We start from the raw sequence: 25582 nt of genomic DNA on the forward strand, positions 1-25582 counted from the left end.
AGACAGCGTCTGTTACGCGGTGCTCGCGAACTCGACGTTGAAGGCCTCAAGCATCGTTATGGTACTGCAGCAATTTGCGCCGCTTCGCCAGCTTTTCTAGCAACAAGTCACCAGAAATCAGCTTCCCCTGATTCTTGTCTCGTGAAGAGAACGAAAGCAGCCTGATCAACGCGATGGTCTCATCTCGCCGCTCACGTTTCTCGTAAGACTCGATCACAACATCAACTCCATCTCATGCCACGCCATGCCGCCGTGATCCGAAGCCGAAGGCTTGATGTAGGCAAACCCAAATCCGGCATACAGCGGAATGTGCCGCTCCTTGCACATCAGGTGAATGGTGGTCTTGCCCATCGCCCGCATCCGCGCGATGAACTCACCCATCAAACGCTTCGCCAATCCCTGCCCCTGATATTCCGGGTGCACTACCACCGACATAATCACCACCTGCGGACCCGCCGGGTCGTGGCCGATCAGCTCCTTGAACGCTTCGTCTGACATTTCCACCTGAAACGCCGCACCGGAATTGATGAAACCGGCTACAACGCCGTCCACCTCAGCGACGATAAAGCCCTCGGGCCAAGTGGCGATGCGGGTGGCGATTTTTTCGCGGGTGGCGGCTTCGTCGCCTTCGTAGGCAACGGTTTCGATGGCGTAGCAGCGGTCCAGGTCAGCGGGAGTGACGTGGCGGATGACGGTGTTCATGGCAGCTCGGAATCAGCGTGGGAGAAGGCTGCGATCATAAATTAATAAGGTGTTCATATCGATCACCGCAACCGCCGTAAAGCCTGCATATAGACGCTGTCATTGCACGCCGGTTCGGATTATTGGTGTGGCCTGTCTCTGGCCATCAATAGGGGGAACACACCATGAGCAGCGTTCAGATCGGACTTCTCTTGCTGTTGGGCATTAGCACGTTTGGCTTTGTCACGTTGTCGATTGACGTGTTGCGGTCGCGACGGATGAAGCAAGGCAAGTGACGTTCAAGAGGCGGACGACGGTCCGCCTCTTGATGCAGTCATTTCTCTTTGAGCGGCAGCCAGATTTCCAGCTTTCCGGTATTGAGCTTCGGGTTGAAGTCTTCGCTATAACGTTCGAATTCCGGGGCGTCCGCCGCTTCTTTACCGGACGCCGGCAACCAGGTTTTCCAGATGTACTGAAAGGTCGCGGGCAACTGCTCCAGAGTGCCTTTGTGCTCGAACACCGCGTAATCCTGGGGTTGAACTTCGACCCAGCGGTACTTTTCTGGAAGGTCGTCGAGTTTGCTGATTTCCACGCCGGCAATATATTCGAAACCACCTTTGCCATCGGGATTGCAGCAGATCCCGTAGGTCACTTCACCTTTTTGACCGGGAATTTTGCCAATCTCGGGAATGAATTTCTCCCAAAGATCGGGGATGCCTTGCGTGGTCTGCTGGGTAAATCGACCACCCAGCCCCGCAATGAGCAGGAAGTGCCCGTGTTCGAAGCGTGGCTCGGCCAGTTTGACGTCTGCGTGCTCATCCATGACTCAACTCCTGGAACAAAAAAGTGGGTTCGGCTGCAAGTATAGAAGCCAAACCCGATTCGCCCAATTACAGGGCGTGCAACTGCTCTACGGCCCCTGCACCAACAAACTCGTTGTACCCCGATAGAATCACGTAGACCGCGAAGTAACAGAAGATCGCCGCTGATGCCATGTAGGAGTAACGCAGCAGTTTGTCGCCCAGCAACTTGCCACCATGACTCGCGGCAAAGCACAAAGCGACACACCAGAGCACGCCAGCGCAGAGAAACCCACCGAGAAACAGTGCCGAACTGAGGGCATCACCGCCACCAGAGCGAGCGATCAGCGTGCCGCCCACCGCCGCGAACCAGAGGATGGCGCTGGGGGACGACATGGCCAGAAATATCCCGCGCAAAAACTCCTTACGGTGAGAGTTCTGACCCACCTCCGCGGACTGCGCCAGCACCGCCTCATGGTGAATCGCCGAGTAGATCATCTTCGCCGCGAAATACACCAGCAACGCCGAGCCGCCAATCCACAGCACCCAGCGCACGGTTTCGTATTGCAGCAAAACGGTCATGCCCGCCAGCGCCAGCACTGCGTAAATCAGGTCACCGACGCAGGTCCCCAAGCCCAGGGCAAAGCCTTGAAAATAGCCGCGCTGCATGGCCAGGGTGATCATCGCGATATTGGCCACGCCGATATCCAGGCACAGCGAAAGGCTCAGCAAAAAGCCGCTGGTAAATTCCATCAAGCGATTTCCTTCGGACAAATTTGTTTACATCGTCGCTGGACAGTGTGCCACAACAGCCCTTACATTCCGCCACAGGCCACCGCAGTGGCCAGCGTCGCTCGGACGGTTCCGGGCGCTCACGTTACCGAGGCAACAATGGCCAACCCAGGTTCGCCGCGCCGCTTTGCGCGCATAGATCGACTCCCCCCTTACGTATTCAACATCACTGCCGAGCTGAAGATGGCCGCCCGTCGTCGTGGCGAAGACATCATCGACTTCAGCATGGGCAACCCTGACGGCCCTACTCCGCCGCACATCGTCGAAAAACTGGTCACCGTCGCCCAGCGCGAAGACACCCACGGCTATTCGACGTCCAAGGGCATTCCGCGTCTGCGCCGGGCCATTTCCAACTGGTACAAGGATCGCTACGAGGTCGACATCGACCCGGAAACCGAAGCCATTGTCACCATCGGCTCCAAGGAAGGCCTGGCGCATTTGATGCTGGCCACCCTCGACCAGGGCGACACCGTGCTGGTGCCGAACCCGAGCTACCCGATTCACATCTACGGTGCCGTGATTGCCGGTGCCCAGGTGCGTTCGGTACCGCTGATCCCTGGCGTGGACTTCTTCGCCGAACTGGAAAGCGCTATTCGTGGTTCGATCCCGAAACCGAAAATGATGATCCTCGGTTTCCCGTCGAACCCCACCGCCCAGTGCGTGGAGCTGGATTTCTTCGAGCGAGTTATCGCCCTCGCCAAGCAATACGACGTTCTGGTGGTGCACGACCTGGCTTACGCCGACATCGTCTACGACGGCTGGAAAGCCCCGTCGATCATGCAAGTGCCGGGGGCCAAGGACATCGCGGTGGAGTTTTTCACCCTGTCCAAGAGCTACAACATGGCGGGCTGGCGCATCGGCTTCATGGTTGGCAACGCTGAACTGGTCAACGCCCTGGCGCGGATCAAGAGTTACCACGACTACGGCACGTTCACCCCGCTGCAGGTCGCGGCCATTGCGGCGCTGGAAGGCGATCAGCAGTGCGTCAAAGACATTGCCGAGCAATACCGGCAGCGCCGCAACGTGCTGGTCAAAGGCCTGCATGAACTGGGCTGGATGGTCGAGAATCCGAAAGCGTCGATGTACGTCTGGGCGAAGATTCCCGACGCGTATGCACACATGGGCTCGCTGGAATTCGCCAAGAAAATGCTTGCCGAGGCCAAGGTCTGTGTCTCGCCGGGTGTCGGGTTTGGTGAGTATGGGGATGATCACGTGCGCTTTGCGCTGATCGAAAACCAGGACCGGATTCGTCAGGCTGTGCGCGGGATTCGAGGGATGTTCAGGGCGGATGGCTTGGTCGCCAAATCCAACGCCTGACACAAAACACTGTAGGAGCGAGCCTGCTCGCGATGAGGGCCTAACATTCAACGAAGATGTTGAATGTTAGTCAGTCATCGCGAGCAGGCTCACTCCCACATTTGTTAGGTGTTGATCACAAGAGCTGTGTCACCAACCGGGTTTTGCGGTGCTGCTTAAACGAACATCGACAGCAGCAGGATAAAGCCCAGCGCAACGATGGACAGGATGGTTTCCATCGCGGTCCAGGTCTTGAAGGTTTCAGCCACGGTCATGTTGAAGTACTGCTTCACCAGCCAGAAACCCGCGTCGTTGACGTGAGACAAGATCAACGAACCGGCACCGGTGGCCAGCACCAGCAGCTCACGGTTCACACCCGGAATCATCCCCACCACCGGCACCACGATGCCCGCGCCGGTAATGGTCGCCACGGTCGCCGAACCGGTCGCGATACGGATCACCGCCGCCACCAGCCACGCCAGCAAAATCGGCGAGATCTGCGCTTCCACCGCCATGTTGCCGATGACATTACCAACGCCGCTGGTCACCAGCATCTGCTTGAAGCCACCACCGGCACCGATGATCAGGATGATCGCGGCGGTCGGCGCGAGGCTCGCGTCCAGCCATTTGAGCATCTGGTTGGAGCCAATGCCCTGCTTGTAACCGAAGGTGTACAGCGACAGCAGCAACGCCAGCAGCAGTGCCGAGATCGGGTGACCGATCAGGTCCATAAAGGTGCGGAAGAAGTTGCCGTCCGGCAGCACCACATCGGCAAAGGTCTTGAGCAGCATCAGGAACACCGGCGAAAGCACGGTGATCAAGGTGATGGCGAAGCTCGGGAGATCGGCAGAATCGTTCTCACGTGCCAGTTGATCCACCAGTTCCTGGTTAGGATGACCGGGAATGTATTTGGCAATGAACGTGCCGTAGATCGGGCCGGCAATGATGGCCGTTGGAAGCGCAACGATCAGACCGTAGAGAATGGTTTTACCGATGTCGGCACCGAACACGCCGATGGCCAGCAACGGACCCGGGTGCGGCGGAACCAGACCGTGTACGGCGGACAGACCGGCCAGCAGCGGGATGCCGATCTTGATGATCGACACGCCGGTACGCCGGGCGACGATGAACACCAGCGGGATCAGCAGCACGAAGCCGATTTCGAAGAACAGTGGAATGCCGACCAGGAAGGCGGCGAACATCATTGCCCACTGCACCTTGTCCTTGCCGAACGCACGAATCAGCGTCTGGGCAATCTGATCCGCCCCGCCCGACTCGGCCATCATTTTGCCAAGCATCGTGCCCAACGCGAGGATGATCCCGACGAAACCGAGCACCCCACCGAAGCCGTCCTGGAACGCCTTGATGATGGTGCCGATCGGCATGCCGGAGGTCAGCCCGAGAAAGGCTGCGGCAATGATCAGGGCAATGAAGGGGTGGAACTTGAACTTGGTGATCAGGACGATAAGCCCGATCACCGTGACCACTGCGTCTAGCAGCAGGAACGTCTCGTGGGACATGCCAAACATTAGGGGTGTCTCCTGGTTGTTGTTGTTATTAAAACGGGTAATTCGCAAGCCATAAGGACAGCGCTGTCTATTGAGGCAAAAATCATGACGCGCGTTTCAGGCCATGTTCCAGCCACCAGACGTGAGCCTGCTTCGCCAGTTGCTCGACGCTGTGGTTCGAAGCGTCCAGAGCCAGGGTCAAGGGCTCACCTACGGGCGATTCAAGCGTGGCGAACTGGCTGTCGATCAAGGTCGAAGGCATGAAATGGCCCGGCCGATGGGAGACACGATCAGCGGCGACTTCAGGGGTCAGCTCAAGGAACACGAAGCCCAGGCCAGGCAAGGCGCTGCGCAGGCGTTCGCGATAAATGTGTTTGAGGGCCGAGCAGGTCAGCACCGGGCGCTGGCCCTGGGCGTCAATGCGGCGCAGTTCATCGCACAGGCTGTCGAGCCAGCCGGCACGGTCTTCGTCGTTCAGGGGGATCCCCGCGCTCATCTTTTCGATATTGGCGGCAGGGTGGAAAGTGTCGCCTTCAATGGCGGTCGCGCCGCTGAGTTGGCACAAGGCCTCGCTGACGCAAGTCTTGCCGCAACCGGCAACGCCCATGATAACCAGGGCGGTGATGGGATGATTCATGTAACACCTTAGCGCGCAGACAGCGCTACCTTTGAAAGCTGTGACACTCGTTCAAAAGCAGAAGTTGCCGACGCCTTCTTGTCATTTTTGTGGGTTGCAGCATGTTCGTTCCCAACGCCAAAAAACGGGGATCAGGCAAACCCCGCTCACGCATTTGCAGCTGCATCGAGACAGCGCTACCTTAGTGCCTCGAATTTTGTTTGGCAAGCCGTCCGATGATCTCCCCTAAAAACGATAAAAATACGCGCACCACTGGCCGCCCTACTCTGAACGAAGTGGCACGCCTGGCCGGTGTCAGCCCGATCACCGCTTCCCGCGCCTTGCGCGGCGTCAGCACGGTGGCCACCGAACTGGTGGAAAAAGTGCAGAAAGCCGCCCTTGAACTGAACTACGTGGTCAACCCTGCCGCCCGTGCATTAGCCTCGGCCCAGAGCCATTCAGTAGTGGTTCTGGTGCCGTCGCTGTCCAACCTGCTGTTCATCGATACGCTGGAAGCCATTCATCAGGTTTTGCGCCCCAAGGGCTTCGAAGTGCTCATCGGCAACTTCCATTACTCGCGAGATGAAGAAGAAAACCTGCTGCGCAATTACATGGCCTATCAGCCCCGCGGTTTGCTGCTGACCGGTTTCGACCGCACGGAAAGTTCGCGTCGGATGATCGAGGCGAGCAACATTCCGTGCGTGTACATGATGGAACTGGACAGCGCGGCCGGGCTGAATTGCGTGGGTTTTTCGCAACTCGCTGCAGGGGAGACGGCGGCGCAGCACTTGCTGTCCCGTGGGCGTAAACGCCTGGCCTACATCGGCGCGCAACTGGATCAACGCACCTTGCTGCGTGGCGAAGGCTTCCGCAAAGCCCTGCAAAAGGCCGGTTTGTATGACCCTGCTCTGGAAGTGCTGACGCCACGGGCGTCGTCCGTCGGCCTGGGTGGCGAACTGTTTCTGCAACTGCTGGCCAGTCATCCCGATGTCGATGCGATCTTCTTCGGCAACGACGACCTGGCTCAGGGCGCACTGCTTGAAGCCATGCGTTGCGGGATCAAAATCCCCGAACGTGTGGCGATCCTCGGTTTCAACGACCTGCCGGCCTCGGCGCACATGGTGCCGCGCTTGAGCAGCATCAGCACCCCGCGCGAGGCGATTGGCCGGCGTTCGGCGGAGTTGATGTTGACGTTGCTGGCCGGGAATGCGGTGGCCAAACCGGTGCAGGACATGGGGTTTGAGTTGAAGGTGCGCGAGAGTACCTGATCCGCCTTCCCGCGGAAATTGAAGGTGTCAGTCACTGCGCCTTCGCGAGCAAGCCCGCTCCCACAGTGGGTTACCGCAGGCATCAGCGTCCCATCAACTCGACGAACGCCAACGCCGCTTTCTGCAACGGCTGGCTCTTGAGCCACACTGCGTGTACCGGCAGCACCAAACCGTTCTCGATGTTCCTGAAACTCAGCCGCTTCAGCCTTCCAGCGTCGAGCAACGGCTGCACCACGGACAACGGAAAGTTGCCCCAGCCCAGGCCGGCTTCGACCATCTCCAGCGCCATGGCCAGGGTGTCGGTGCGCCAATAGGATTCGGCGACCAAGGGCCGGGTTTCGCTGATCGGCAGGTCACGGCTGGCAACGATGATTTGCCGTACGTGAACCAGATCCTCCAGAAACAAATCCTTGCCCTGAAACAACGGATTGTCCGCCGCGAGCGTGGCGATCATCCGCTCGTTGCCGACAAACTGGAAACGCTCCAGCACGTTCATGCTCAACCCGGCGAACGCCAGGCAAACGCTGACGCGACCGCTGTGCAGCATCGCCAGCACATCGTCCTGCGGCGCGCTGAGTATTTCTATTTCCAACAGCGGATGACGCTCGGCGATGACCTTGATCGCGGCCAGCAAACGGCGTTTGTCGATGTCCGCCACGACGCCAATCGACAACTTGCTTTCCAGCCCCAGCGACAGTTCGACCGCATGCACTTGCAGCTGCTTGAGCTGTTCGGCGATCAAGCGCGCGTGCGGCACCAAAGCACTGGCCATCGCCGTCGGTACCGGTTCGCGATGGCTGCGATCAAACAACGGATAACCGAGTTCGGCTTCGAGGTTGGCAATGCCCATGCTCACCGCCGACGGCACCTTACCCAACGCACGAGCCGCCGCGGAAAACGAGCCGCGCTCGATCACGGCAAGAAACAACTCGATGCTGTCGCTGTTGAAATTCATCCATCGTCCTATCAATAAAACTGAAAGCTACTGACTTTTTCTGTCAGGTCCATTGAAGCTATCTTTCGTCGCCTTCGCCAGTGCTCCTGGCTTCAAGTTCGCGAGAAAGAGGCAAATCCCCATGCAAGGCATTAAACGCAAACTGGTCTACGTGTCGCTGTACGAAGTCATCGGCATGACCTTCTCGGCGCTGGGCCTGGCGCTGCTGTCCGGCACTTCACCAGGCAGCACTGGCCCGTTGGCAGTGATCATCACCACAATCGCAGTGACCTGGAATTTCATCTACACCACGCTGTTCGAGCGTTGGGAGCGCCGCCAGCCATCGCGCACGCGCACCGTTAAACGGCGCATCGCCCATGCCGTGGGATTTCAACTAACCTTGATAGTGTTTCTCATCCCGCTGATCGCCTGGTGGATGAACATCAGCCTGGTGCAGGCTTTCCTGCTGGACTTGGCGCTGATCATTTTCATCCCGTGCTACACCTTCGCGTTCAACTGGCTGTTTGATCGCACCTTTGGGTTGCCGGCCTCGGCACTGCCGGATCCGGTTTAAAAACCGCGCAGGTCTGTCAGATTCCTGAAGCGTCGAATCGCTAACGGAGTAGCTCAATGGAACATGCACTGAAAATCCTGGGTAAAGCGTCATCCATCAACGTCAGAAAGGTCTTGTGGACCTGTGAGGAACTGGCTGTTGCCTACGAACGTGAGGACTGGGGCGGCGGTTATGCGTCCACCCACACGCCGGAGTTTCTCCGGCTCAATCCTAACGCGCTGGTGCCGGTGATCATCGACGAGGCCGGCGTGCTGTGGGAGTCCAACACGATCTGCCGTTATCTGGCCGGCAAACACCAAAACACCGATCTGTTACCCCACGATCCGGCGGCACGTGCCCGGGTCGAGCAGTGGATGGATTGGCAAGCCACCGAACTCAATGCCTCATGGAGTTATGCATTCACGGCGTTGGTCCGCAAGGATCCGGAGTTCCAGGACCCGCATCACATTGCCGCCGGTGTACGCACCTGGAACCAGAAGATGGGCATCCTCGAGCATCAGCTCGCGACCACTAAAGCTTACGTCGCCGGACCACGCTTCACCCTGGCCGACATTGTCATCGGGCTGTCAGTCAACCGCTGGCTGATGACGCCGATGGAGCGGCCCGACTACCCGGCCATCGACGAGTATTTTCAACGGCTGGCACAACGCTCGGGCTTCCTCAAACATGGCTGCAACGGCTTGCCTTGACGCCATGCCTTGCTTGCCGCCAGGCGGCAAAGGTTAACCGCAAAACCTTCATCTCCACCTGGCTTAAATAGCATAACTAACTGATATATCGAGTATTTTTTATATAGGCATACTATTTGCTGAAAGCACTGCACCACAACCACCTACAAGGTCTACTCATCATGTTGGTCAGTGCAAAACAACACCTGCAAAATTTTCCCTTGCCCAAGCGGTGGGGCAAGGATGCGCTCGCCGAAGCCTCGGCCGGAAGCGACCTTCAGGGCTCGATGATGCAAGCTCTGCAAACCAATGTGCAGGCGCAGGTCCAGGCATCCGCGACCCAGCAAGCCACGCAACAAGTCAGTGAGGCGAGCAAGATCAGCGACAACGTTGATGAAGCGTTCGCGAAAACCCGCGTGGCATTGCAAACAGCCGAGTCATTCAAACTGCCCGCCGATGGCCAATTCAGGTCCAGTGACAGCCCGGCCGGGGACGCCTTCAAGGAATACATGAGCAAAACGCCGGAACAGCGCATCCAGGAATCCATTCTGGAAGAGATGGGTTTGACGAAAGAAGAAGTCGAGCAAATGCCGCCGGAAAAACAACAGGCGATCGCTAAAGAGATCGCCGAGCGCATGGAGGACAAGATCAAACTGGCGCAGGCCGAGAAAGAAAACGGAAGCAGTGAGAAAGGCAGCAGCCAGGTGGTCGACAAGTTCCTCGCCTCGCTTTAATCGCGCTGCAACAACGCTTCTTATGTAGCAGCTGGCGAAGCCTGCGTTCGGCTGCGAAGCAGTCGTAAAATCGGAACTCGCGGTGTGTCAGGTGTACCGCGTAAGTAGGATTTACGACTGCTTCGCAGCCGGACGCAGGCTGCGCCAATTGCTACACAGGGCCGGCGTGATTAGTCAGTTTAGTTGCAACGTCTCGCTGAACTGACTGATCGCATCCACCACATGCCGCGACCCTTGCTGAATCTCAAGGATCACCTCCCCCGCCTCGTTCGCCAGTTCCACCCCGAGTCCGGTTCGGCTCAAGCTCGACTGCATGCTCGACACCGCACTCAACGACAGATCGTGGTTCTTGCGCACCACGTCGACAATCTCCAGCGTCGCCTGGCTAGTGCGTGCCGCGAGGCTGCGCACTTCATCGGCCACCACGGCAAACCCTCGCCCGTGTTCACCCGCCCGCGCGGCTTCGATGGCTGCGTTGAGCGCCAGCAAGTTGGTCTGGTCAGCAATGCCGCGGATGGTCTGGACGATGGTGCCGATGATGTCGGACTGTTTGCTGACCGCATCGATACTGTGCGCGGCTTCGTTCAAGTCCCGGGAAATGTCCTGAATGATTTGCACCGTTTGCTGCACCACCTGAGATCCTTTCTGCGCACAGGCATCGTTTTGCACCGAGGTGCTGTGAGCCGATTCCGCAGCGGTTTGCAAAGTGGTCACTTGCTGGGTGATGTCGCTGGCAAACTTCACCACTTTGTACAGCCGGCCCTTGGCGTCGAACAATGGGTTGTAGGAGGCTTCGAGGAATACGGTATGGCCGTGTTTGTCTTTGCGTTCGAAACGATGGGAGTGATATTCGCCGCGATTGAGTGAAGCCCAGAACGCTTTGTAAGGCTGCGACTCGGCTTCGGCGCGGTGGCAAAACAGGCTGTGGTGCTGACCCACCACTTCGTTGAGCGAGTAATGCATCGTCTTCAGGAAGTTTTCGTTGGCGGTGATGACTTTGCCGTCGGGAGTGAATTCGATCACGGCCATGGAACGGCCGATCGCGGCAAGCAGGCTATCGTTTTCGTGCTCCTGATAAATGCGCGCGGAGATGTCCGAGGCAACTTTGATCACGCTTTTAACCTGGCGATCTGCACCAAACACCGGCATGTAACTGGCTTCGAGCCAAATCTCTTTGCCTTGCTTGTCCAGCCGTAAAAAGGTGCCGCTGACCGGTTCGCCACGGGCCAGGTCCCGCCATAACTTTGCGTATTCCTCACTGCGGTAAAACGCTTCTTCGCAAAAGATTCGGTGATGTTTGCCGCGCACTTCATCGGCGCTGTAACCCATGACATTGCAAAAGTTGTCGTTGGCTTCAAGCACGATGCCTTCCGGCGAGAACTCGATCATCGCCATCGATCGGCTGACAGCCGCCAACTTGGCGTTGGCCTCGGTCAGCGCACAACTGAATCGTTGGATTTCCAGCAAATCAGCCTTGTGATGTAGGTTAAACATGGTCGTATCACCTTCAGCGCGTTTTTTTGATTGATGAAAGTTCTTTGGTCTTTCAACGGATCCACCACATCGTTCTATGGAACAGGCACACGCGTTCCTCCAGAGGAGGAATTGTCAGGTGATCAATGATGTTCAATCGGAGAGTCCATGCAGCAACGCTCTTATCAAGACATCCTTCTCTTGATAGCCCGGGTCCGGGCTTGCCCTAACGTTTTTATAAGTAACTCCCTTTGCTGACCAGCTCCTTTATTGCTCCGTGTCGGTGCCTTGGGTTGCACACTCTTGCTACGCCCTCTTCATATGGCGAGCGACATGATTAGCTACGAGTCAGCTTAGACAGCCACTTCAGGGACGCAAGGCCACTAGTCGGCCAGTATTGAGGACAAAATCGGTTCAGCGAGCATATCCAGCAATGCCCGCACCGCTGCCGAGGTTTTTTTATCGGGTGCGGCCACCAGGGCGAACTCGCGATGGATTCGCGGGTGCACGGGCACCACGCGCAGGCCTTGGCGATTACCCGGCAAGGTCATTTCCGGCACCAGGGTGACACCGATGTTTTCGCGCACCAGCGTAAACGCGCTGCTCCATTCACGGACCTCCACCCGCACATCACTCAACTGCAAACCGGCATCGGCGGCGAGGCTTCGAGCGTTGGTCGAGCAGCCGCCCGTCGCCAGCACAAAAGGCTGTTCGGCCAACTCCGCAAGGGTCACGCCCTCCTCGTTCGAACGACGGGCCAGCGGATGACCGCCGGGCAGCACCGCCATCCACGCATCGCGCCCCAGTCGTCCCGCATTGCGCTCGGGCGCCGGGTTCAACACCACGCCGACATCGACCAGCCCGGCCGCGAGCAGGGTTTCCACTTCATCGTCGCTAACCTCCAGCGCCACCACCTGGATGCCGGGATACAGGCGATTGAACCGGCGCAAGAGCGGCGGGAGAAAAGTCGCCAGCACCATAGGGAAACTGGCGAGACGGATAGTCCCGCGCTGGATGTCTCTGGCGGCATCGACGGTGCTGCGAATGTTTTCCAGGGCACCGAGCATCATGCGCGCCTGCTCGATCACCGGCAGGCCGATTGCCGTCGGCAGAGTCTGGCGATTCTCCCGGCTGAACAGCTGAACGCCGAGGGTGTCCTCGATCAACGCCAAGGCCTGGCTGGCACCGGACTGGGTCATGCCGACGCGCTCGGCGGCCCGGGTAATGTTGCCGGTGTCCGCCACCGCCACCACCATTCGCCAGTGCATCAGATTCATCATGGCAGTAGCTTTCCTTATGGCAGCGCTCTGAAAGATTAATTTTACCGAGGGTGCCGCGCACTATGACACTGGCGCAAATCCCTCACCAGAGCCCTGCCGATGAAGTTGTATTACGCCCCGAATGCCTGCTCGCTGGCGCCGCACATTGTGCTGCGTGAACTGGATCTGCCCTTCGAGTTGGAACGTGTCGATAACAGGACCAAGAAAACCGAGACCGGCGCTGACTTCCTTGCGATCAACCCAAAAGGTTATGTCGCTGCCTTGCAATTGGATAACGGCGAGGTGCTGACTGAAGGACCGGCAGTTCTGCAATACCTGGCGGATCTGCGACCCGAGTCGAACCTTGCACCGGCGAACGGGACGTTCGAACGGGTACGGCTGCAGGAGTGGCTGAATTTCGTCTCGACGGAGATTCATGGAGGGTTGGGTTGGCTGTTCAATTCGCAGTTTGCGGATGAGGTGAAGGAGCAGATCAAAGAGAAGCTGTTCAAGCGGTTGGCGGTGCTGAGCCAGACGCTGGAGCGCCAGGATTATTTGATGGGCAAGTTCAGCGTTGTAGATGCGTATTTGTTTACGGTGTTGCGTTGGGCGCCGCTGTTTGCGATTGATCTGGGCCGGTGGCCGGCGTTGGAGCGGTTTCAGGCGCGGGTTGACCAGAGGCCAGCCATTAAGGCGGCGTTGGCTGCTGAGACGGTGTAAGCCTTGAGACCATCGCGAGCAGGCTCGCTCCTACAGGGGGATCCTCAGCGGACACAGTATTTGTGTACCCCCCGAGATCCAATGTAGGAGCGAGCCTGCTCGCGAATGCGGTAGTTCATACACCGCAAAATCATCAGGCAAAAACTACAAACTCGCACTCACCTTGGTCGCCACTTCCCCCGGCACCCAGGCTTTCCAGATTGCTGGCTGATCGCGCAAAAACGCTTCGGCGACCTGACGCGGTTGCTGGCGTTTTTCGCTCATCTGCCCCAGCGTCTGGTTCAGCAAGTCGATCGGAAAATCGACCTTTTCAAAGAACGCCACCAGGTCCGGGTACTGCGCCTTGAACGGCGCGGACACGCCAATCGCCAGGCTTGCCGGCATCGAGCGCGTGCCTTTGGGGTGCGGGTTATTGGCATCGGCCAGGGTCTTCCAGGCTTTGGCATCGAACGGCGGCTCATCGAGCTTCACCAGTTTGAATCGGCCCAGCAACGGTGTTGGCGACCAGTAGTAAAACAGCACCGGTTTGCCACGGCGGATCGATGAAGCGACCTCGGCATCCAGCGCCGCGCCGGAGCCGGTGCGGAAATTGACGTAGCTGGCGGTCAGGTCATAGGCCTTGAGTTTCTGGCTGTTGACGATCTCCGAGGTCCAGCCGGTCGGGCTGTTGAGGAAACGTCCGCGGCTTGGGTCTTCCGGATCACGGAACACGTCCTTGTAGCGGGCCAGGTCGGCAACGGATTTCAGCTCCGGGGCCAACGGTTTGGTGCCGCGCTCCGGGTCGCCCTTGATCACGTATTCGGGCACCCACCAACCCTCGGTGGCGCCTTTGACCGTATCGCCCAAACCAAACACCTTGCCCTCGGCTGACGCCTTGACCCACGCCGGACTGCGCCCGGCCCACTCTTCGCCGATCACCTGAATGTCGTTCTTGGCCAGCGCCGCTTCGAGGCTGACGGTGCTGCCGGGCAAGGTGTCGGTCGGGTAGCCGTAACCCTTCTCGACGATCAGTCGCAGGATTTCGGTGATCAGGCTTCCACTCTCCCAGGTGATGTCACCGAAGTGAATCGGCGCGGTTTTTTCGGCGGCCGGAACCTGGGTAGCCACAAGGCTCAGGGCCAGCAGCGAACTGCCAAGCAGGGTTTTGATTGATCTCATGCGGACCTCTGGGTCAGGGGTTGGTTGGCGCTGTGCTGGGCGCACAGTGCTTGGGAGCGGGTCATGTAGACGCTGACCGAACGCTGGGAAATGCCCAGCTCGGCGGCGATTTGCGAGTAGGTCAGGCCGTCGAGGCGAGACAGCAGGAAGGTCGCCCTGACCTTGCCCGGCAAGCGCCCAAGCGTCTGGTCGAGGCTCTGTAATGCCTGGTTCAGTTGCACCAGTTCCTCGGGCGACTTCACATGCGGCGGATCTATGAGTTGCAACTGATCGAGGTGTTGATGCTCCAGATCACGACGGCGCCATAGCTGATAAATCAACCGGTGAGCGATGGTGGTGAGCAAGGCGCGAGGCTCGCGGATCGGCGTCAGGCCTGGGGATTCGAGCAATTGCATGAAGGTTTCGGCGGCAATGTCTTCGACGTTGAAACCGGCCCTCGAGTGCCGGCGCAAGCGTGCGCACAGCCAGGGGTAATGAGCGCGGAACAATCCGCCCACGTTGTTGCGATGGGTGATGTCGGTGCCGGACATAGAGGCTCCAAGGGTTAGGGGTCGCTGAATGTCCGGTGATCCGGTGGCGCGATCCTAGCAAGGAGCCTTATTCTTTAATAATACTTAAAAAGTATTTTTATATTCCTTTTGTGAATTATGTATTGAAAGATCGCAGCCTCGTTTCACTCGACAGCTGCTACAGAGTGAAACGAGGCTGCGATCTCTTCACGCCAACTACCGCAATCGCCCATACCCCAACGCTTCGGCCTCTTGCTGGTATTCGAGAATGACTTGATAGTCGGCCTCGGTAGCCGGCAGCACTTCGTGCAGGCCGAGGATTTCCGCGACATCGGGCAACTCATGCAATGAGGTGTTCATCGCCTGTCGAAGCGCTTCAACCTGTTCATCGGTCAGCGTCGCGGCCGTTATGAATGGCAAGGTCGGACTGAACGCACTGCGGGCCACGACGCGCAGACCCGCGACCTCTCTGTCGGCATGCCGCGCCAGATAGGCGAAGGTCACACTGTCGATGGCCGCAAGGTCTGCACGCTCTTCACGCAGCCAGCGCAGGCTCTCGCGGTGGCTGCCGCTGATGGCGACAGTGGAAAAAAACTGTCCGTCGCGATGCAGCGGCGCCAGTCGATGCCGCAACAGGTTCATGCCGCTGTTGGAGTCTTCGCCATTGATTACCCCGCGACTGTCGCGAAAGGCCGGCAAGGTTCGCCGTGGATCATCGGTGCGGCTCAGCAGCAGGCTGCAATGGTTGCCACCGTTGCTGTCGGGGAGTTCATAACGAGGCCGGCCGACGACCCGGACTTTGCCGCGCAATGCGGTCATCAGCGGGTAGCCGCAGGTTTGGGTCAGCAGCAAATCCGGCGAGAGCCAGAGTTCGGGCAGCGACAGGCCTTCGGCACTCAAACGGGCATGGCCCAGGTGCTCGAGGATGCGCGAAAGCCAGCGCTCGTTGGCCGTGTGGATCGGCTCGGGGGCGACGTACATCAAGAGTTCGGCTATGTGTTCAGTTATCAAAAATCTCCCCAAAAACGAAAATCCCCTGTGGGAGTGAGCCTGCTCGCGATGAGGCCCTGACAGTAAACATTGATGGTGACTGACCCACCGCCATCGCGAGCAGGCTCACTCCTACAGGGGTAAGGTGTTGCTCATAAAAAATCAGTTGAACGGATGCCGCGGGCTATCAATGGGCTTCACTCCATTCTCCCGCCACAACTGCCCATAACCCTGCACCAGAAACCCGCCGCTGCGCGCCAGCCATTGCTCGCGGCGCGTGTGGTAGGCGCGTGGCAAGTCGTACCAGGGCAAGCCCGGCAAGTCGTGATGCACCAGGTGAAAATTGAGGTTCAGGAACAGCCAGCGCCACGGCAAGGCCGCTTCGTTAAGCACGGTGCGTTGCTCGGGTTCGGCGTGCGGGCGGTGTTCATAGTAGGAGCGAATCATGGCAATCGAAAGCGCCGGCACGCTGATCAGCAGCAGGTAATGCCAGACCGGCAGCACACTGTAGCGCGCGATGAACACCAGCATCAGCAGGGTCAGCGCACCGTGGGTCAGCCACATCAACCACGCCTGCCGTTCACCGTTAAGCAGCCGCTGCAGTTCTTCCTTCGCCAGTGCCAACAGGGCCAGCGGCGCTCCGAACATGAAACGCCCGAGCACGGTTTTGTTCAGCCAGTGCAGGCCTTGTTCGAAGAGCGAGCTGCCCTGCCACTGCTCGGCCGTCAGGTAACGGCTTTCCGGATCGACACCTGGGAGGGTCAGGTCTTCGTCGCGGTGGTGCAGCAAATGGCTGTCGCGATACAAGGTGTAGGGATACCAGACGGCGAATGGTGCGTAGCCGAGGATTTTGTTCAGCGACGTCCAACGGGTGGGATGCCCGTGAAGCAGTTCGTGCTGTACCGACAACCACAGCACCACCAGAGGAATCAGCAACAACGTGCTCCACCAAAGCCCCAACCGATCACTCGTCAGCACAATGCTGAACCAGCCGACGTACACGCCGATCAGCAACAGCCAGGTCGGCCACTCGGTGCGAGCGGTCAGGCGTTGGCGCAGGGTTTCGATTTCTTCTCGGTGGGCAGCATCGAAGTAATGGGGCATGGCGTTGCTCAGATCGGGGACCAGTCCCCCTCTGTGCAATGGCGCAGGGAAATCTTGCAGATTATTTGGTGATCGTTCCCACGCTCTGCGTGGGAATGATCGATTAACGCGGGATCAGTGACCGAACACATCCACCTTCTTGGCCTTCTTGTCTGCGCGCTTTTCATCGGCGGTTTTCGCCGGTTTCTTCTTTGCCGCTTTCTTTGAATCCATGCCTTTGGCCATGATACGTACTCCACTCATACGGGATGTGAGATCAGGTATACACCTATCCCCGGCCGCACGTTCTTTTATAATCACCCGCTTTGCGCACCGACAGACCCGACCCATGCCCGACACCCAGTACACCCTGCTCGCCGAGCCGTTATGGCCGTTGATGAACAAGTTTTATCGCGCCCACCAATCGCCGATGAAAGCAGTCCGCGACGCTCAGCTGTGGGTCGCCAGGCGCGATGAGATCATTGGCGCGCTGTGTTTGCGGCCGGTCTCGGGCGGGCATTGGTTGACGGGGCTTTTCGTCGATCCGGCATGTCGGCAACAAGGCATCGCGGCGGCGTTGATGGCCGCAGCGGTGAGCGGTCTCGAACAACCGGTCTGGCTGTTCTGCCATCCCGACTTGCGCGGTTTTTATGAACGCCAGGGGTTTTCCTTCGACCCGCCCATGCCTTACGCCATGACCGAACGCTTGGGCCGTTACGCCCGCAGCAAACCGATGATCGCCATGGGCCTGGCTAAACAACACACTTCAGACTGATGGCCCCCTGTAGGAGCGAGCCTGCTCGCGAAATCGGAGTGTCAGACGACATCAATGTTGAATGACAAATTGCTTTCGCGAGCAGGCCCGCTCCCACAGGAGGTTGTGGTGTTTTCGGATCAGTCGTCGGCGTTGGGGTCGAGATCCGGAAACATCACTTCGGTAAACCCGAATTTGCTGAAGTCGGTAATCCGCGACGGGTACAGCCGGCCGATCAGGTGATCGCATTCATGCTGCACCACCCGCGCGTGGAATCCCTCGGCCATCCGCACAATCGGCTGGCCCTTGGGGTCGACCCCTTCGTAGCGAATCTGCTGATACCGATCCACCGCACCACGCAGGCCAGGCACTGACAGGCACCCCTCAAAACCCTCTTCCATCACCGGACTCAACGGCGTGATCAGCGGATTGATCAAAATGGTCTGCGGCACCGCTTCAGCATCCGGATAGCGTTCGCTGTGCTCGAAACCAAAGATCACCAGTTGCAGATCGACACCGATCTGCGGCGCGGCCAAACCAACGCCGCCGACGCTTTCCATGGTCTGGAACATGTCGTCGATCAGTTGCCACAGCTCTGGGCTGTCGAACATTTCAGCCGGGACCGGCGGGGCAATACGCAGCAGGCGTTCATCGCCCATTTTCAGGATTTCACGGATCATTTGATGACTTCGTCAGTGGTGGGCTTGATCGAGTGATCCCGACCCAGTCCCGAAACATGCTGTTTGTGTTCGTGGTCGTTCTCGCCGGGGACCTTTTCGCCAGGGTCTTTACCTTCGGTCGACATGTGCTCGATCACCGCATTCATCTCCGCGCCCAGCAACAACACCGCTGCGGAAATATAGAAGTAGAGCAACAACACGATGATCGCGCCGATACTGCCATACATGGCGTTGTAGTTGGCGAACTCCTTGACGTACAGACCGAAGCCCACGGAGGCAAGGATCCACACCACCACCGCCAGCACCGAGCCCGGGGTGATAAAACGAAACTCCTGTTTGACGTCGGGCATGACGTAATAAATCAGCGCCACGGCAACCATCAGCAAAATCACCACCACCGGCCAGCGAACGATGGTCCACAGGGTCACGATGAAGTCTTCCATGCCGACTTGCGCGGCAATCCAGCCCATCAACTGCGGCCCGAGCACCATCAGCGCGGCGGCGATCAGCAGCATGCCGGCAATGCCGACCGTGTAGATAATCGACAGCGGGAAGCGCTTCCACGCGGGCCGGCCTTCGACCACGTCGTAGGCGGCGTTCATCGCGCTCATCATCAGCCGCACGCCAGCGGACGCGGTCCACAGGGCAATCACGATACCAATCGACAGCAAGCCACCCTTGGACTGCTGGAGTTGGTCGATCACCGGGTTCACCTGTTCCAGCGCCTGGGGCGGCAGGACCAGTTCGGATTGCAGGCGCAGCCAGGAAAAGAAGTCCGGCAGGTGCAGGAAACCGATCAGCGCGATCAGGAACAGGATGAAGGGGAACAGCGAGAACAACATCTGATAGGCCAGCGCCGAGGCATAGGTCGACATCTCGTCGTCGACGAACTCGGTGACCGTGCGCACCATCACGCGATGGATGGGCAGACCTTTCATGTCCGGGAAAATCATTAGCGTCTCCTTTCGCCGCAAAAATGGGTAGAAGTCGAGGCGACTCAGGGGCCGTTTGCTACATCAAAGTAGCCTACTTGGCGACTTTGAAACAATTTCCGGGTGCAAGTTCAGGCTGACACAAAAACGGCCATCCGTGGATGGCCGTTCCTGTTGCTCATCAAAGGCCGATTCAAGCCTTGTCGACGCCTTTCTTGATGGCGTCCTTGGCTTTACCGACCGCTTGCTGGGCCTCGCCTTTCTTTTCCTGCACTTTGCCTTCGGCTTGCAGTTTGGTGTTGTCAGTGGCCTTGCCGACGCCTTGCTTGACGTTGCCGGCTGCTTCGTTGGCCATGCCTTTTACTTTATCGCCAGTGCTGCTCATGGTGTTTCTCCTGTGAACAATTCAACGGAAAAAGTCGTTACACAAGGATTGACCGGAGGCGTTTGCACGGAGTTTCATTTATTTTCAGCCACCCATTTCATCGCTCAGCGCAGATCAGGCTTTATGTTTGTCGGCCAACCCCCGAGAATGCGCAACGTATTCAGGCCATGGCGCTGAAGATCCAATCCCGTAGGAATGTTATGAAACTCGATAAAAAGCAGGCCATTGCCCGCAGAAACCAGGAACTCGGCGGTGCTGTGCTTGGCGTCAACAATTGCCATTTCACCGAACTGAACCGCAACCGCAACATTTGGTGGTTCGATATCCCGGTGGCGCGCCTGGCCATTGGTCAGTACGAATGGGTTCACCTGCTGATGCACACGCCGGACACCGACGAACTGTTGCACCTGAAAGTGCCGACGGTGTTCCTGCGCGAGAAGCTTGAAGGCCTGGTGGTGCGCAACGAAGGCAAGCGCAAAGCCGCCTTGAGCCTGGAACTGAGCGCGGACAAGGATTCGTACCTGCAAGACATGCGTCCGGCGGGCACCAACGTCAATTTCGCGCCGTTCCGCCTGTAACTTTGCACATCCCCTGTGGCGAGGGAGCTTGCTCCCGCTGGGCTGCGAAGCGGCCCCGAATCAAACGCTGCGGTATTTTTGGTGTATCTCCATCGACTGGATGACGACTGCTGCGCAGCCGAGCGGGAGCAAGCTCCCTCGCCACAAAGGCACCCACATCCCCATAAACAGAAAGCCCCGCATCTGCGGGGCTTTTTGTGGGTTACGCGCCGACTTTCTTGGCGTTGAGCTTTTTCAGCTCTTCGTCGCGCAACTCTCGGCGCAGGATCTTGCCGACGTTGGTGGTCGGCAGCGCATCGCGGAACTCCACGGAGCGCGGGACCTTGTAGCCGGTCACGTTCGCACGCATGTGCTCCATCACCTGCTCCTTGGTCAACGTTACGCCCGGTTTGACCACGATGAAGATCTTGATTGCTTCGCCCGACTTCTCGTCCGGCACACCGATGGCCGCGCATTGCAGCACGCCCGGCAGGGTCGCCAGAACATCTTCGAGTTCGTTCGGGTAAACGTTGAAACCGGAGACCAGGATCATGTCTTTCTTGCGATCGACGATGCGCATGTAGCCGTCCGGCTGGATCACCGCGATGTCACCGGTCTTCAACCAGCCTTCGCTGTCGAGCATTTCATCGGTGGCGTCCTGGCGCTGCCAGTAGCCCTTCATCACTTGCGGACCTTTCACGCACAGTTCGCCGATTTCGCCCAACGGCTGCTCAACACCGGCATCGTCGATGACTTTGCACACGGTGGATGGAACCGGAATACCGATGGTGCCGATCTGGATGTGCTGAATCGGGTTCACCGTGGCCACCGGGCTGGTTTCGGTCATGCCGTAACCTTCGCAGATGGCGCAACCGGTGACCGCTTTCCAGCGCTCGGCCGCAGCCAGTTGCAGGGCCATGCCGCCGGACAGGGTGACTTTCAGTGCGGAGAAATCCAGCTTGCGGAAGCCTTCGTTATTGCACAGCGCTACGAACAACGTATTGAGGCCGACGAACCCGCTGAACTTCCACTTCGACAGTTCCTTGACCATCGCCGTCAAATCGCGCGGGTTGCTGATCAGGATGTTGTGGTTGCCGATCAGCATCATCGCCATGCAATGAAAGGTGAAGGCATAGATGTGGTACAGCGGCAGCGGCGTGATCAGGATCTCGCAGCCTTCATTAAGGTTGGAACCCATCAGCGCCTTGCACTGCAGCATGTTCGCGACGAGGTTGCGATGGGTCAGCATCGCGCCCTTGGCCACGCCGGTGGTGCCGCCGGTGTATTGCAGCACGGCAACGTCGCTGCTGGCCGGGTTGGCTTCCGCCACTGGCTGGCCGTGGCCCTTGCTCAGCACGTCGTTGAACTTGATGGCCTTTGGCAGGTGATACGCCGGGACCATCTTCTTCACGTACTTGATGACGCTGTTGACCAGCAGGCGCTTGAGCGGTGGCAGCAGGTCGGCCACTTCGGTGACGATCACGTGCTTGACGCCGGTTTTCGGCACGACGGTCTCGGCCAGATGCGCCATGTTGGCCAGGCAGACCAAGGCTTTGGCACCGGAGTCGTTGAATTGGTGTTCCATTTCCCGCGCGGTGTACAGCGGGTTGGTGTTGACCACGATCAGCCCGGCGCGGATGGCACCGAACACAGCGACCGGGTACTGCAACACGTTGGGCAGTTGCACGGCGATTCGATCGCCCGGCTGCAAGTCGGTATGCTGTTGCAGGTAAGCGGCAAAGGCACCGGACAATTCGTACAGTTCACCGTAGGTGATTGTCTTGCCCAGGTTGCTGAATGCCGGTTTGTCGGCGAAGCGCTGGCAGGATTGTTTCAACACTGCCTGAATATTCGGATACTCGTCTGGATTGATCTCGGCAGCAATCCCGGCAGGGTACTTATCCTTCCAAAAGTCTTCGTTCATGGAAGCCCACTCCTCAGCAACGCGAATTCTTCACCGCATTTGATGCGATTATTATTGGTGTGTGTTTTTTACCGGTGAGTCTGGCGCTTTTACAAGGCCGAGAAGTCACAAAGCGCGCCGAGAGTAGCAGCTTTGCCAAGGGTCGACCAGAGCCAAAATCGGCCTCTACGGTCACAATTGTGACTCAAGAATTGCTAGCAGTCATTTTAGAGCAAAGATTCTATACCGCCCTGAAAGCCCCGTAATTCGGGCGCGTCCCTTAAAAGCTTCGCGGGCAAGTCGGATCGCCGCACCGCTCGCTCCTACAGGTTTTTTGTCGTTCACCAATACTGTGAACACCATCGAACCTGTAGGAGCGAGGCTTGCCCGCGAACCGTGCGAAGCGCGGCCATTCAGCGGCTATGCGATATCACGCAGTTCCCGTCGCAGAATTTTCCCGACTGGCGTCATCGGCAACGACTCACGCAACACAATGTGCTTGGGCACTTTGTACGCCGTGAAGTTTTCCTTGCAGTAGGCCTTCAGCTCTTCAAGGCTGACCCCCGATTCGCGGGCCACCACAAACAACTTCACCGCTTCCCCCGAACGCTCGTCCGGTACGCCGATCACCGCGCAGTTGGCGACCTTCGGGTGAGCCATCACGATGTCTTCGATCTCGTTCGGGTACACGTTGAAACCCGAGACGATGATCATGTCTTTCTTGCGATCAACGATGCGCACGAAACCGTCCGGGTCGATCACCGCGATGTCACCGGACTTGAACCAGCCCTCGGCATCCAGCACCTCGGCGGTGGCGTCCGGTTTCTGCCAGTAACCCTTCATGATCTGCGGGCCCTTGATGCAGAGTTCGCCGCGTTCGCCCAATGGCTGCTCGACGCCTTCATCGTTGATTACTTTCAGCGTGGTGCCCGGCACCGGCAGGCCGACCGTGCCGATACGCGATTTGTCGCCGTACGGGTTGGTGCAGGCCACCGGAGAAGTTTCGGTCAGGCCGTAACCTTCGGTGATGCGGCACCCGGTGAGCTGTTCCCAACGCTCGGCGGTGGCCTTGACCAGCGCGGTGCCGCCGGAGTTGGTGAGTTTGAGGCTGGAGAAATCCAGGGTCTTGAAGTCCGGATGATCCATCAGTGCGACGAACAGCGTATTGAGCCCCAGCAACGCCGAGAACCGCCACTTCTTCAGCTCCTTGATGAAGCCGCCGATGTCGCGAGGATTGGTGATCAGCACGTTGTGGTTGCCGGTCACCATCATGCACATGCAGTTCGCCGTAAACGCATAGATATGGTACAGCGGCAGCGGCGCGATCATCACTTCCTGCCCTTCGCGCAGCAGTGGCTGGCCGTCGCTGCCGAACTGCCCAAGGCACGCCCGCGCCTGCTGCATGTTCGCCACCAGGTTACCGTGGGTCAGCATCGCGCCCTTGGCCAGGCCCGTGGTACCGCCGGTGTATTGCAACACCGCGATGTCGTCGAGGCTGACTTTCAGCGGCTTGATGCCCAGGCCCCGGCCCATACGCAACGCGCTCTTGAAGGAAATAGCCTGCGGCAAGGAATACGCCGGGACCATCTTCTTGACCTTGCTGACCATGGTATTGACCAGCCAGCCCTTGGCACTGGGCATCAGGTCGCCCATCTTCGCTTCGATCAGGTACTGGATATCGGTGTCGGGCAGCACTTCCTGGACCTTCTGCCCGAACACGTTCAGGTACACCAGCGCCCGGGCGCCGGAGTCCTTGAACTGATGACGCATTTCCCGCGTGGTGTACAGCGGGTTGGTGTTGACCACGATCAGCCCGGCGCGCAAGGCACCGAACACGGCAATCGGGTAATGCAGGACATTGGGCATCTGCACCGCAATGCGATCCCCCGGCACCAGGTCGGTGTGGGCTTGCAGGTAACCGGCGAACGCCAGGCTGTGGCGTTCCAGTTCGGCGTAGGTCAGGGTCACGCCCATGTTGCTGAACGCGGGGCGATCAGCGAATTTCTTGCAGGAACGCTCGAACACCTCAAGCACCGACTTATAGGCCCCAAGGTCAATATCCAGGGGCACGCCGGCCGGGCGTTTGTCATTCCAGAAATCAGGTTGCATTGTTCTTGTCCTCTTTACCTGAGCCTATCCGGGCCGCTTTTTCTGTCACTTTTGAAAAGGCGGGGCTTCACGGACACTAGCAGCTATGGCGAATCAGGCAAATATGCGCACGGGCGTCATTGACCGTGTGAATCTTGCTGCAGCGGCGTGGCCTGATCAGACGGCAAGCGCAGGATGCGCTATAAAATGCACCAAGGCTGTTTTCCCACCCGGCAGCCCATGCAAAGGAATCGCCATGATCCACGACACTTTCTGGCTGACCGCGAGTGACCGCAGCCGCCTCTACGTCAACCAGTGGCTGCCCGATCCACCTTTAAAAGCCGTGATCCTGCTGGCCCATGGCATGGCGGAACACAGCGGTCGCTACGCTCGCCTGGCGGAAAAACTCTGCGCGCAGGGCTATGGCGTCTACGCGCCGGACCTGCGTGGACATGGCAAAACTGCCGAAAACGGGACACTCGGCCATTTCGCCGACGACGATGGCTGGTGCAAAGTGGTCGGCGACCTGGCCAGCCTCAACCAGCACATCGGCCAGCAACATCCCGGCATGCCGATCGTGCTGCTCGGTCACAGCATGGGCAGCTACATCGCCCAGGCCTATCTGCTGCACCACAGCGCCAGCCTGCATGGCGCGGTACTCAGCGGTTCGAACTTCCAGCCGATCGCTCTTTATCGCGCGGCGCGACAAATCGCCCGGCTCGAAGGCCTGCGCCAAGGACGCAAGGGCCGCAGCGCGCTGATCGAGTGGCTGTCGTTCGGCTCGTTCAACAAAAAATTCCAACCGGCGCGCACACGGTTCGACTGGCTCAGTCGTGACCCTGCGGAAGTCGATCTGTACGCCAACGACCCGCTCTGCGGCTTTCGTTGCACCAATCAGCTGTGGATCGATTTGCTTGGCGGCTTGCAGCAAATCAGCAAAGCGTCCAATCTCGCTCAGATTGATCCGGGCCTGCCGTTGCTGGTGATTGGCGGTGAATGTGATCCGGTGAGCGAAGGCAAACGTCTGAATGATCTGGCCAATGCGCTGCGCGCGGCCGGCAGCCAGAACCTGCAACTGACTATTTACCCGCAGGCACGGCATGAACTGTTCAACGAAAGCAACCGCGATGAAGTGATCGATGACGTGTTGAACTGGATCGCCCAGGCGCTGAGCCACCGCCGGCCACCCAGATCGGAATAGTTTTTTTTGTGGATTTTTT

Annotated in this window: 27 protein-coding genes and 1 pseudogene; 9 read left to right on the forward strand and 19 right to left on the reverse strand. The window is 58.6% G+C overall.

The genetic code is table 11. The features are described from left to right. Positions 1-46: 46 nt before the first annotated feature. The 4 genes from ACA070_RS23420 to ACA070_RS23435 form a co-directional block, all read right to left on the reverse strand. The gene (locus ACA070_RS23420; RefSeq protein ID WP_497448523.1) at positions 47-217 is read right to left on the reverse strand and encodes a hypothetical protein; all 171 of its coding nucleotides are present in this window, start codon (positions 215-217) and stop codon (positions 47-49) included. Beyond that, positions 214-702 carry a GNAT family N-acetyltransferase gene (locus ACA070_RS23425; protein WP_497448524.1) on the reverse strand — a complete coding sequence of 163 codons (489 nt, stop codon included), beginning with the start codon at positions 700-702 and terminating at the stop codon, positions 214-216. Before ACA070_RS23425 ends, ACA070_RS23420 begins: the two co-directional genes overlap by 4 nt. A 313-nt stretch (positions 703-1015) precedes the next feature. After that, positions 1016-1504, reverse strand: a complete 489-nt coding sequence (locus ACA070_RS23430) for a GyrI-like domain-containing protein (protein WP_497448525.1) — start codon at positions 1502-1504, stop codon at positions 1016-1018. A 67-nt stretch (positions 1505-1571) separates the two neighbouring features. After that, positions 1572-2234 (reverse strand): LysE family translocator, encoded by a 663-nt coding sequence (locus ACA070_RS23435; RefSeq protein WP_497448526.1) that lies wholly within the window; start codon positions 2232-2234, stop codon positions 1572-1574. A 138-nt stretch (positions 2235-2372) separates the two neighbouring features. Between ACA070_RS23435 and alaC the strand changes: the two genes are divergently transcribed. Next, positions 2373-3590 carry an alanine transaminase gene (alaC, locus tag ACA070_RS23440; RefSeq protein WP_497448527.1) on the forward strand — a complete coding sequence of 406 codons (1218 nt, stop codon included), beginning with the start codon at positions 2373-2375 and terminating at the stop codon, positions 3588-3590. A gap of 155 nt (positions 3591-3745) precedes the next feature. Here alaC and ACA070_RS23445 read toward each other — a convergent pair whose 3' ends face one another. Further along, on the reverse strand, positions 3746-5098 hold the full coding sequence (locus ACA070_RS23445; protein WP_131059736.1) for a GntP family permease: 1353 nt from the start codon (positions 5096-5098) through the stop codon (positions 3746-3748). A gap of 82 nt (positions 5099-5180) precedes the next feature. Then, complete coding sequence (locus ACA070_RS23450) at positions 5181-5714, reverse strand: gluconokinase (protein WP_497448528.1); 534 nt, start codon at positions 5712-5714, stop codon at positions 5181-5183. A gap of 215 nt (positions 5715-5929) precedes the next feature. Between ACA070_RS23450 and gntR the strand changes: the two genes are divergently transcribed. Further along, the gene (gene gntR / locus ACA070_RS23455; protein ID WP_497448529.1) at positions 5930-6961 is read left to right on the forward strand and encodes an HTH-type transcriptional regulator GntR; all 1032 of its coding nucleotides are present in this window, start codon (positions 5930-5932) and stop codon (positions 6959-6961) included. Positions 6962-7043: 82 nt separating this feature from the next. On the opposite strand, the gene ACA070_RS23460 is transcribed toward gntR, so the two are convergent. Then, positions 7044-7916, reverse strand: a complete 873-nt coding sequence (locus ACA070_RS23460) for a LysR family transcriptional regulator (protein WP_497448530.1) — start codon at positions 7914-7916, stop codon at positions 7044-7046. A 121-nt stretch (positions 7917-8037) separates the two neighbouring features. Between ACA070_RS23460 and ACA070_RS23465 the strand changes: the two genes are divergently transcribed. The 3 genes from ACA070_RS23465 (at position 8038) to ACA070_RS23475 (ending at position 9871) form a co-directional block, all read left to right on the forward strand. Beyond that, positions 8038-8469 carry a PACE efflux transporter gene (locus ACA070_RS23465; RefSeq protein WP_497448531.1) on the forward strand — a complete coding sequence of 144 codons (432 nt, stop codon included), beginning with the start codon at positions 8038-8040 and terminating at the stop codon, positions 8467-8469. 56 nt (positions 8470-8525) lie between these two features. Continuing rightward, positions 8526-9158, forward strand: coding sequence for a glutathione S-transferase family protein (locus ACA070_RS23470; RefSeq protein WP_497448532.1), 633 nt, complete (start codon positions 8526-8528; stop codon positions 9156-9158). Between the two features lie 161 nt (positions 9159-9319). Beyond that, positions 9320-9871, forward strand: coding sequence for a hypothetical protein (locus tag ACA070_RS23475; RefSeq protein WP_497448533.1), 552 nt, complete (start codon positions 9320-9322; stop codon positions 9869-9871). 174 nt (positions 9872-10045) lie between these two features. Here the strand turns inward: ACA070_RS23475 and ACA070_RS23480 are convergent, their stop codons facing one another. The 3 genes and pseudogenes from ACA070_RS23480 to ACA070_RS23490 form a co-directional block, all read right to left on the reverse strand. Next, entirely contained in the window at positions 10046-10618 is a 573-nt protein-coding gene (locus ACA070_RS23480; protein WP_497452011.1) for a methyl-accepting chemotaxis protein, read from the reverse strand. Between the two features lie 18 nt (positions 10619-10636). Next, a pseudogene (locus ACA070_RS23485) lies at positions 10637-11365 on the reverse strand (PAS domain-containing protein); the annotation flags it as partial. A 362-nt stretch (positions 11366-11727) separates the two neighbouring features. Next, the gene (locus ACA070_RS23490; RefSeq protein ID WP_462028349.1) at positions 11728-12624 is read right to left on the reverse strand and encodes a LysR family transcriptional regulator; all 897 of its coding nucleotides are present in this window, start codon (positions 12622-12624) and stop codon (positions 11728-11730) included. A 99-nt stretch (positions 12625-12723) separates the two neighbouring features. On the opposite strand from ACA070_RS23490, the gene gstA reads away from it, so the two are divergent. After that, positions 12724-13323 (forward strand): glutathione transferase GstA, encoded by a 600-nt coding sequence (gene gstA / locus ACA070_RS23495; RefSeq protein WP_497448534.1) that lies wholly within the window; start codon positions 12724-12726, stop codon positions 13321-13323. A gap of 144 nt (positions 13324-13467) precedes the next feature. On the opposite strand, the gene ACA070_RS23500 is transcribed toward gstA, so the two are convergent. The 4 genes from ACA070_RS23500 to ACA070_RS23515 all read right to left on the reverse strand — a co-directional run bounded on the left by ACA070_RS23500 (position 13468) and on the right by ACA070_RS23515 (position 17084). After that, positions 13468-14481 carry an ABC transporter substrate-binding protein gene (locus ACA070_RS23500; protein WP_497448535.1) on the reverse strand — a complete coding sequence of 338 codons (1014 nt, stop codon included), beginning with the start codon at positions 14479-14481 and terminating at the stop codon, positions 13468-13470. Continuing rightward, complete coding sequence (locus tag ACA070_RS23505; protein ID WP_497448536.1) at positions 14478-15011, reverse strand: sigma-70 family RNA polymerase sigma factor; 534 nt, start codon at positions 15009-15011, stop codon at positions 14478-14480. Before ACA070_RS23505 ends, ACA070_RS23500 begins: the two co-directional genes overlap by 4 nt. Before the next feature lie 195 nt (positions 15012-15206). Further along, positions 15207-15998 (reverse strand): phosphate/phosphite/phosphonate ABC transporter substrate-binding protein, encoded by a 792-nt coding sequence (locus ACA070_RS23510; RefSeq protein ID WP_497452012.1) that lies wholly within the window; start codon positions 15996-15998, stop codon positions 15207-15209. A gap of 144 nt (positions 15999-16142) precedes the next feature. Then, positions 16143-17084 (reverse strand): fatty acid desaturase, encoded by a 942-nt coding sequence (locus ACA070_RS23515; protein ID WP_497448537.1) that lies wholly within the window; start codon positions 17082-17084, stop codon positions 16143-16145. Between the two features lie 328 nt (positions 17085-17412). Here ACA070_RS23515 and ACA070_RS23520 point away from each other — a divergent pair, with 328 nt between their 5' ends. Further along, positions 17413-17838 carry a GNAT family N-acetyltransferase gene (locus ACA070_RS23520; protein WP_497448538.1) on the forward strand — a complete coding sequence of 142 codons (426 nt, stop codon included), beginning with the start codon at positions 17413-17415 and terminating at the stop codon, positions 17836-17838. Between the two features lie 119 nt (positions 17839-17957). Here ACA070_RS23520 and def read toward each other — a convergent pair whose 3' ends face one another. From def to ACA070_RS23535, 3 genes are all read right to left on the reverse strand, one after another. Next, positions 17958-18497 (reverse strand): peptide deformylase, encoded by a 540-nt coding sequence (gene def, locus ACA070_RS23525; RefSeq protein WP_497448539.1) that lies wholly within the window; start codon positions 18495-18497, stop codon positions 17958-17960. Then, on the reverse strand, positions 18494-19450 hold the full coding sequence (locus ACA070_RS23530) for a YihY/virulence factor BrkB family protein (protein WP_497448540.1): 957 nt from the start codon (positions 19448-19450) through the stop codon (positions 18494-18496). Before ACA070_RS23530 ends, def begins: the two co-directional genes overlap by 4 nt. A gap of 172 nt (positions 19451-19622) precedes the next feature. Continuing rightward, positions 19623-19814, reverse strand: a complete 192-nt coding sequence (locus ACA070_RS23535) for a CsbD family protein (RefSeq protein ID WP_462028357.1) — start codon at positions 19812-19814, stop codon at positions 19623-19625. Positions 19815-20014: 200 nt separating this feature from the next. Here ACA070_RS23535 and ACA070_RS23540 point away from each other — a divergent pair, with 200 nt between their 5' ends. Beyond that, positions 20015-20392, forward strand: a complete 378-nt coding sequence (locus ACA070_RS23540) for a hypothetical protein (protein WP_109634211.1) — start codon at positions 20015-20017, stop codon at positions 20390-20392. 202 nt (positions 20393-20594) lie between these two features. Here the strand turns inward: ACA070_RS23540 and fadD1 are convergent, their stop codons facing one another. Then, a complete protein-coding gene (gene fadD1, locus ACA070_RS23545; RefSeq protein WP_497448541.1) occupies positions 20595-22295 on the reverse strand; it encodes a long-chain-fatty-acid--CoA ligase FadD1 in 1701 nt (566 codons plus the stop codon). Positions 22296-22694: 399 nt separating this feature from the next. Continuing rightward, a complete protein-coding gene (gene fadD2 / locus ACA070_RS23550; protein WP_497448542.1) occupies positions 22695-24383 on the reverse strand; it encodes a long-chain-fatty-acid--CoA ligase FadD2 in 1689 nt (562 codons plus the stop codon). A 235-nt stretch (positions 24384-24618) separates the two neighbouring features. Here fadD2 and ACA070_RS23555 point away from each other — a divergent pair, with 235 nt between their 5' ends. Further along, positions 24619-25563 (forward strand): alpha/beta hydrolase, encoded by a 945-nt coding sequence (locus ACA070_RS23555; protein WP_497448543.1) that lies wholly within the window; start codon positions 24619-24621, stop codon positions 25561-25563. Positions 25564-25582: the final 19 nt, after the last annotated feature.

The sequence above is a fragment of the Pseudomonas sp. LBUM1678 genome (genome assembly GCF_059695575.1).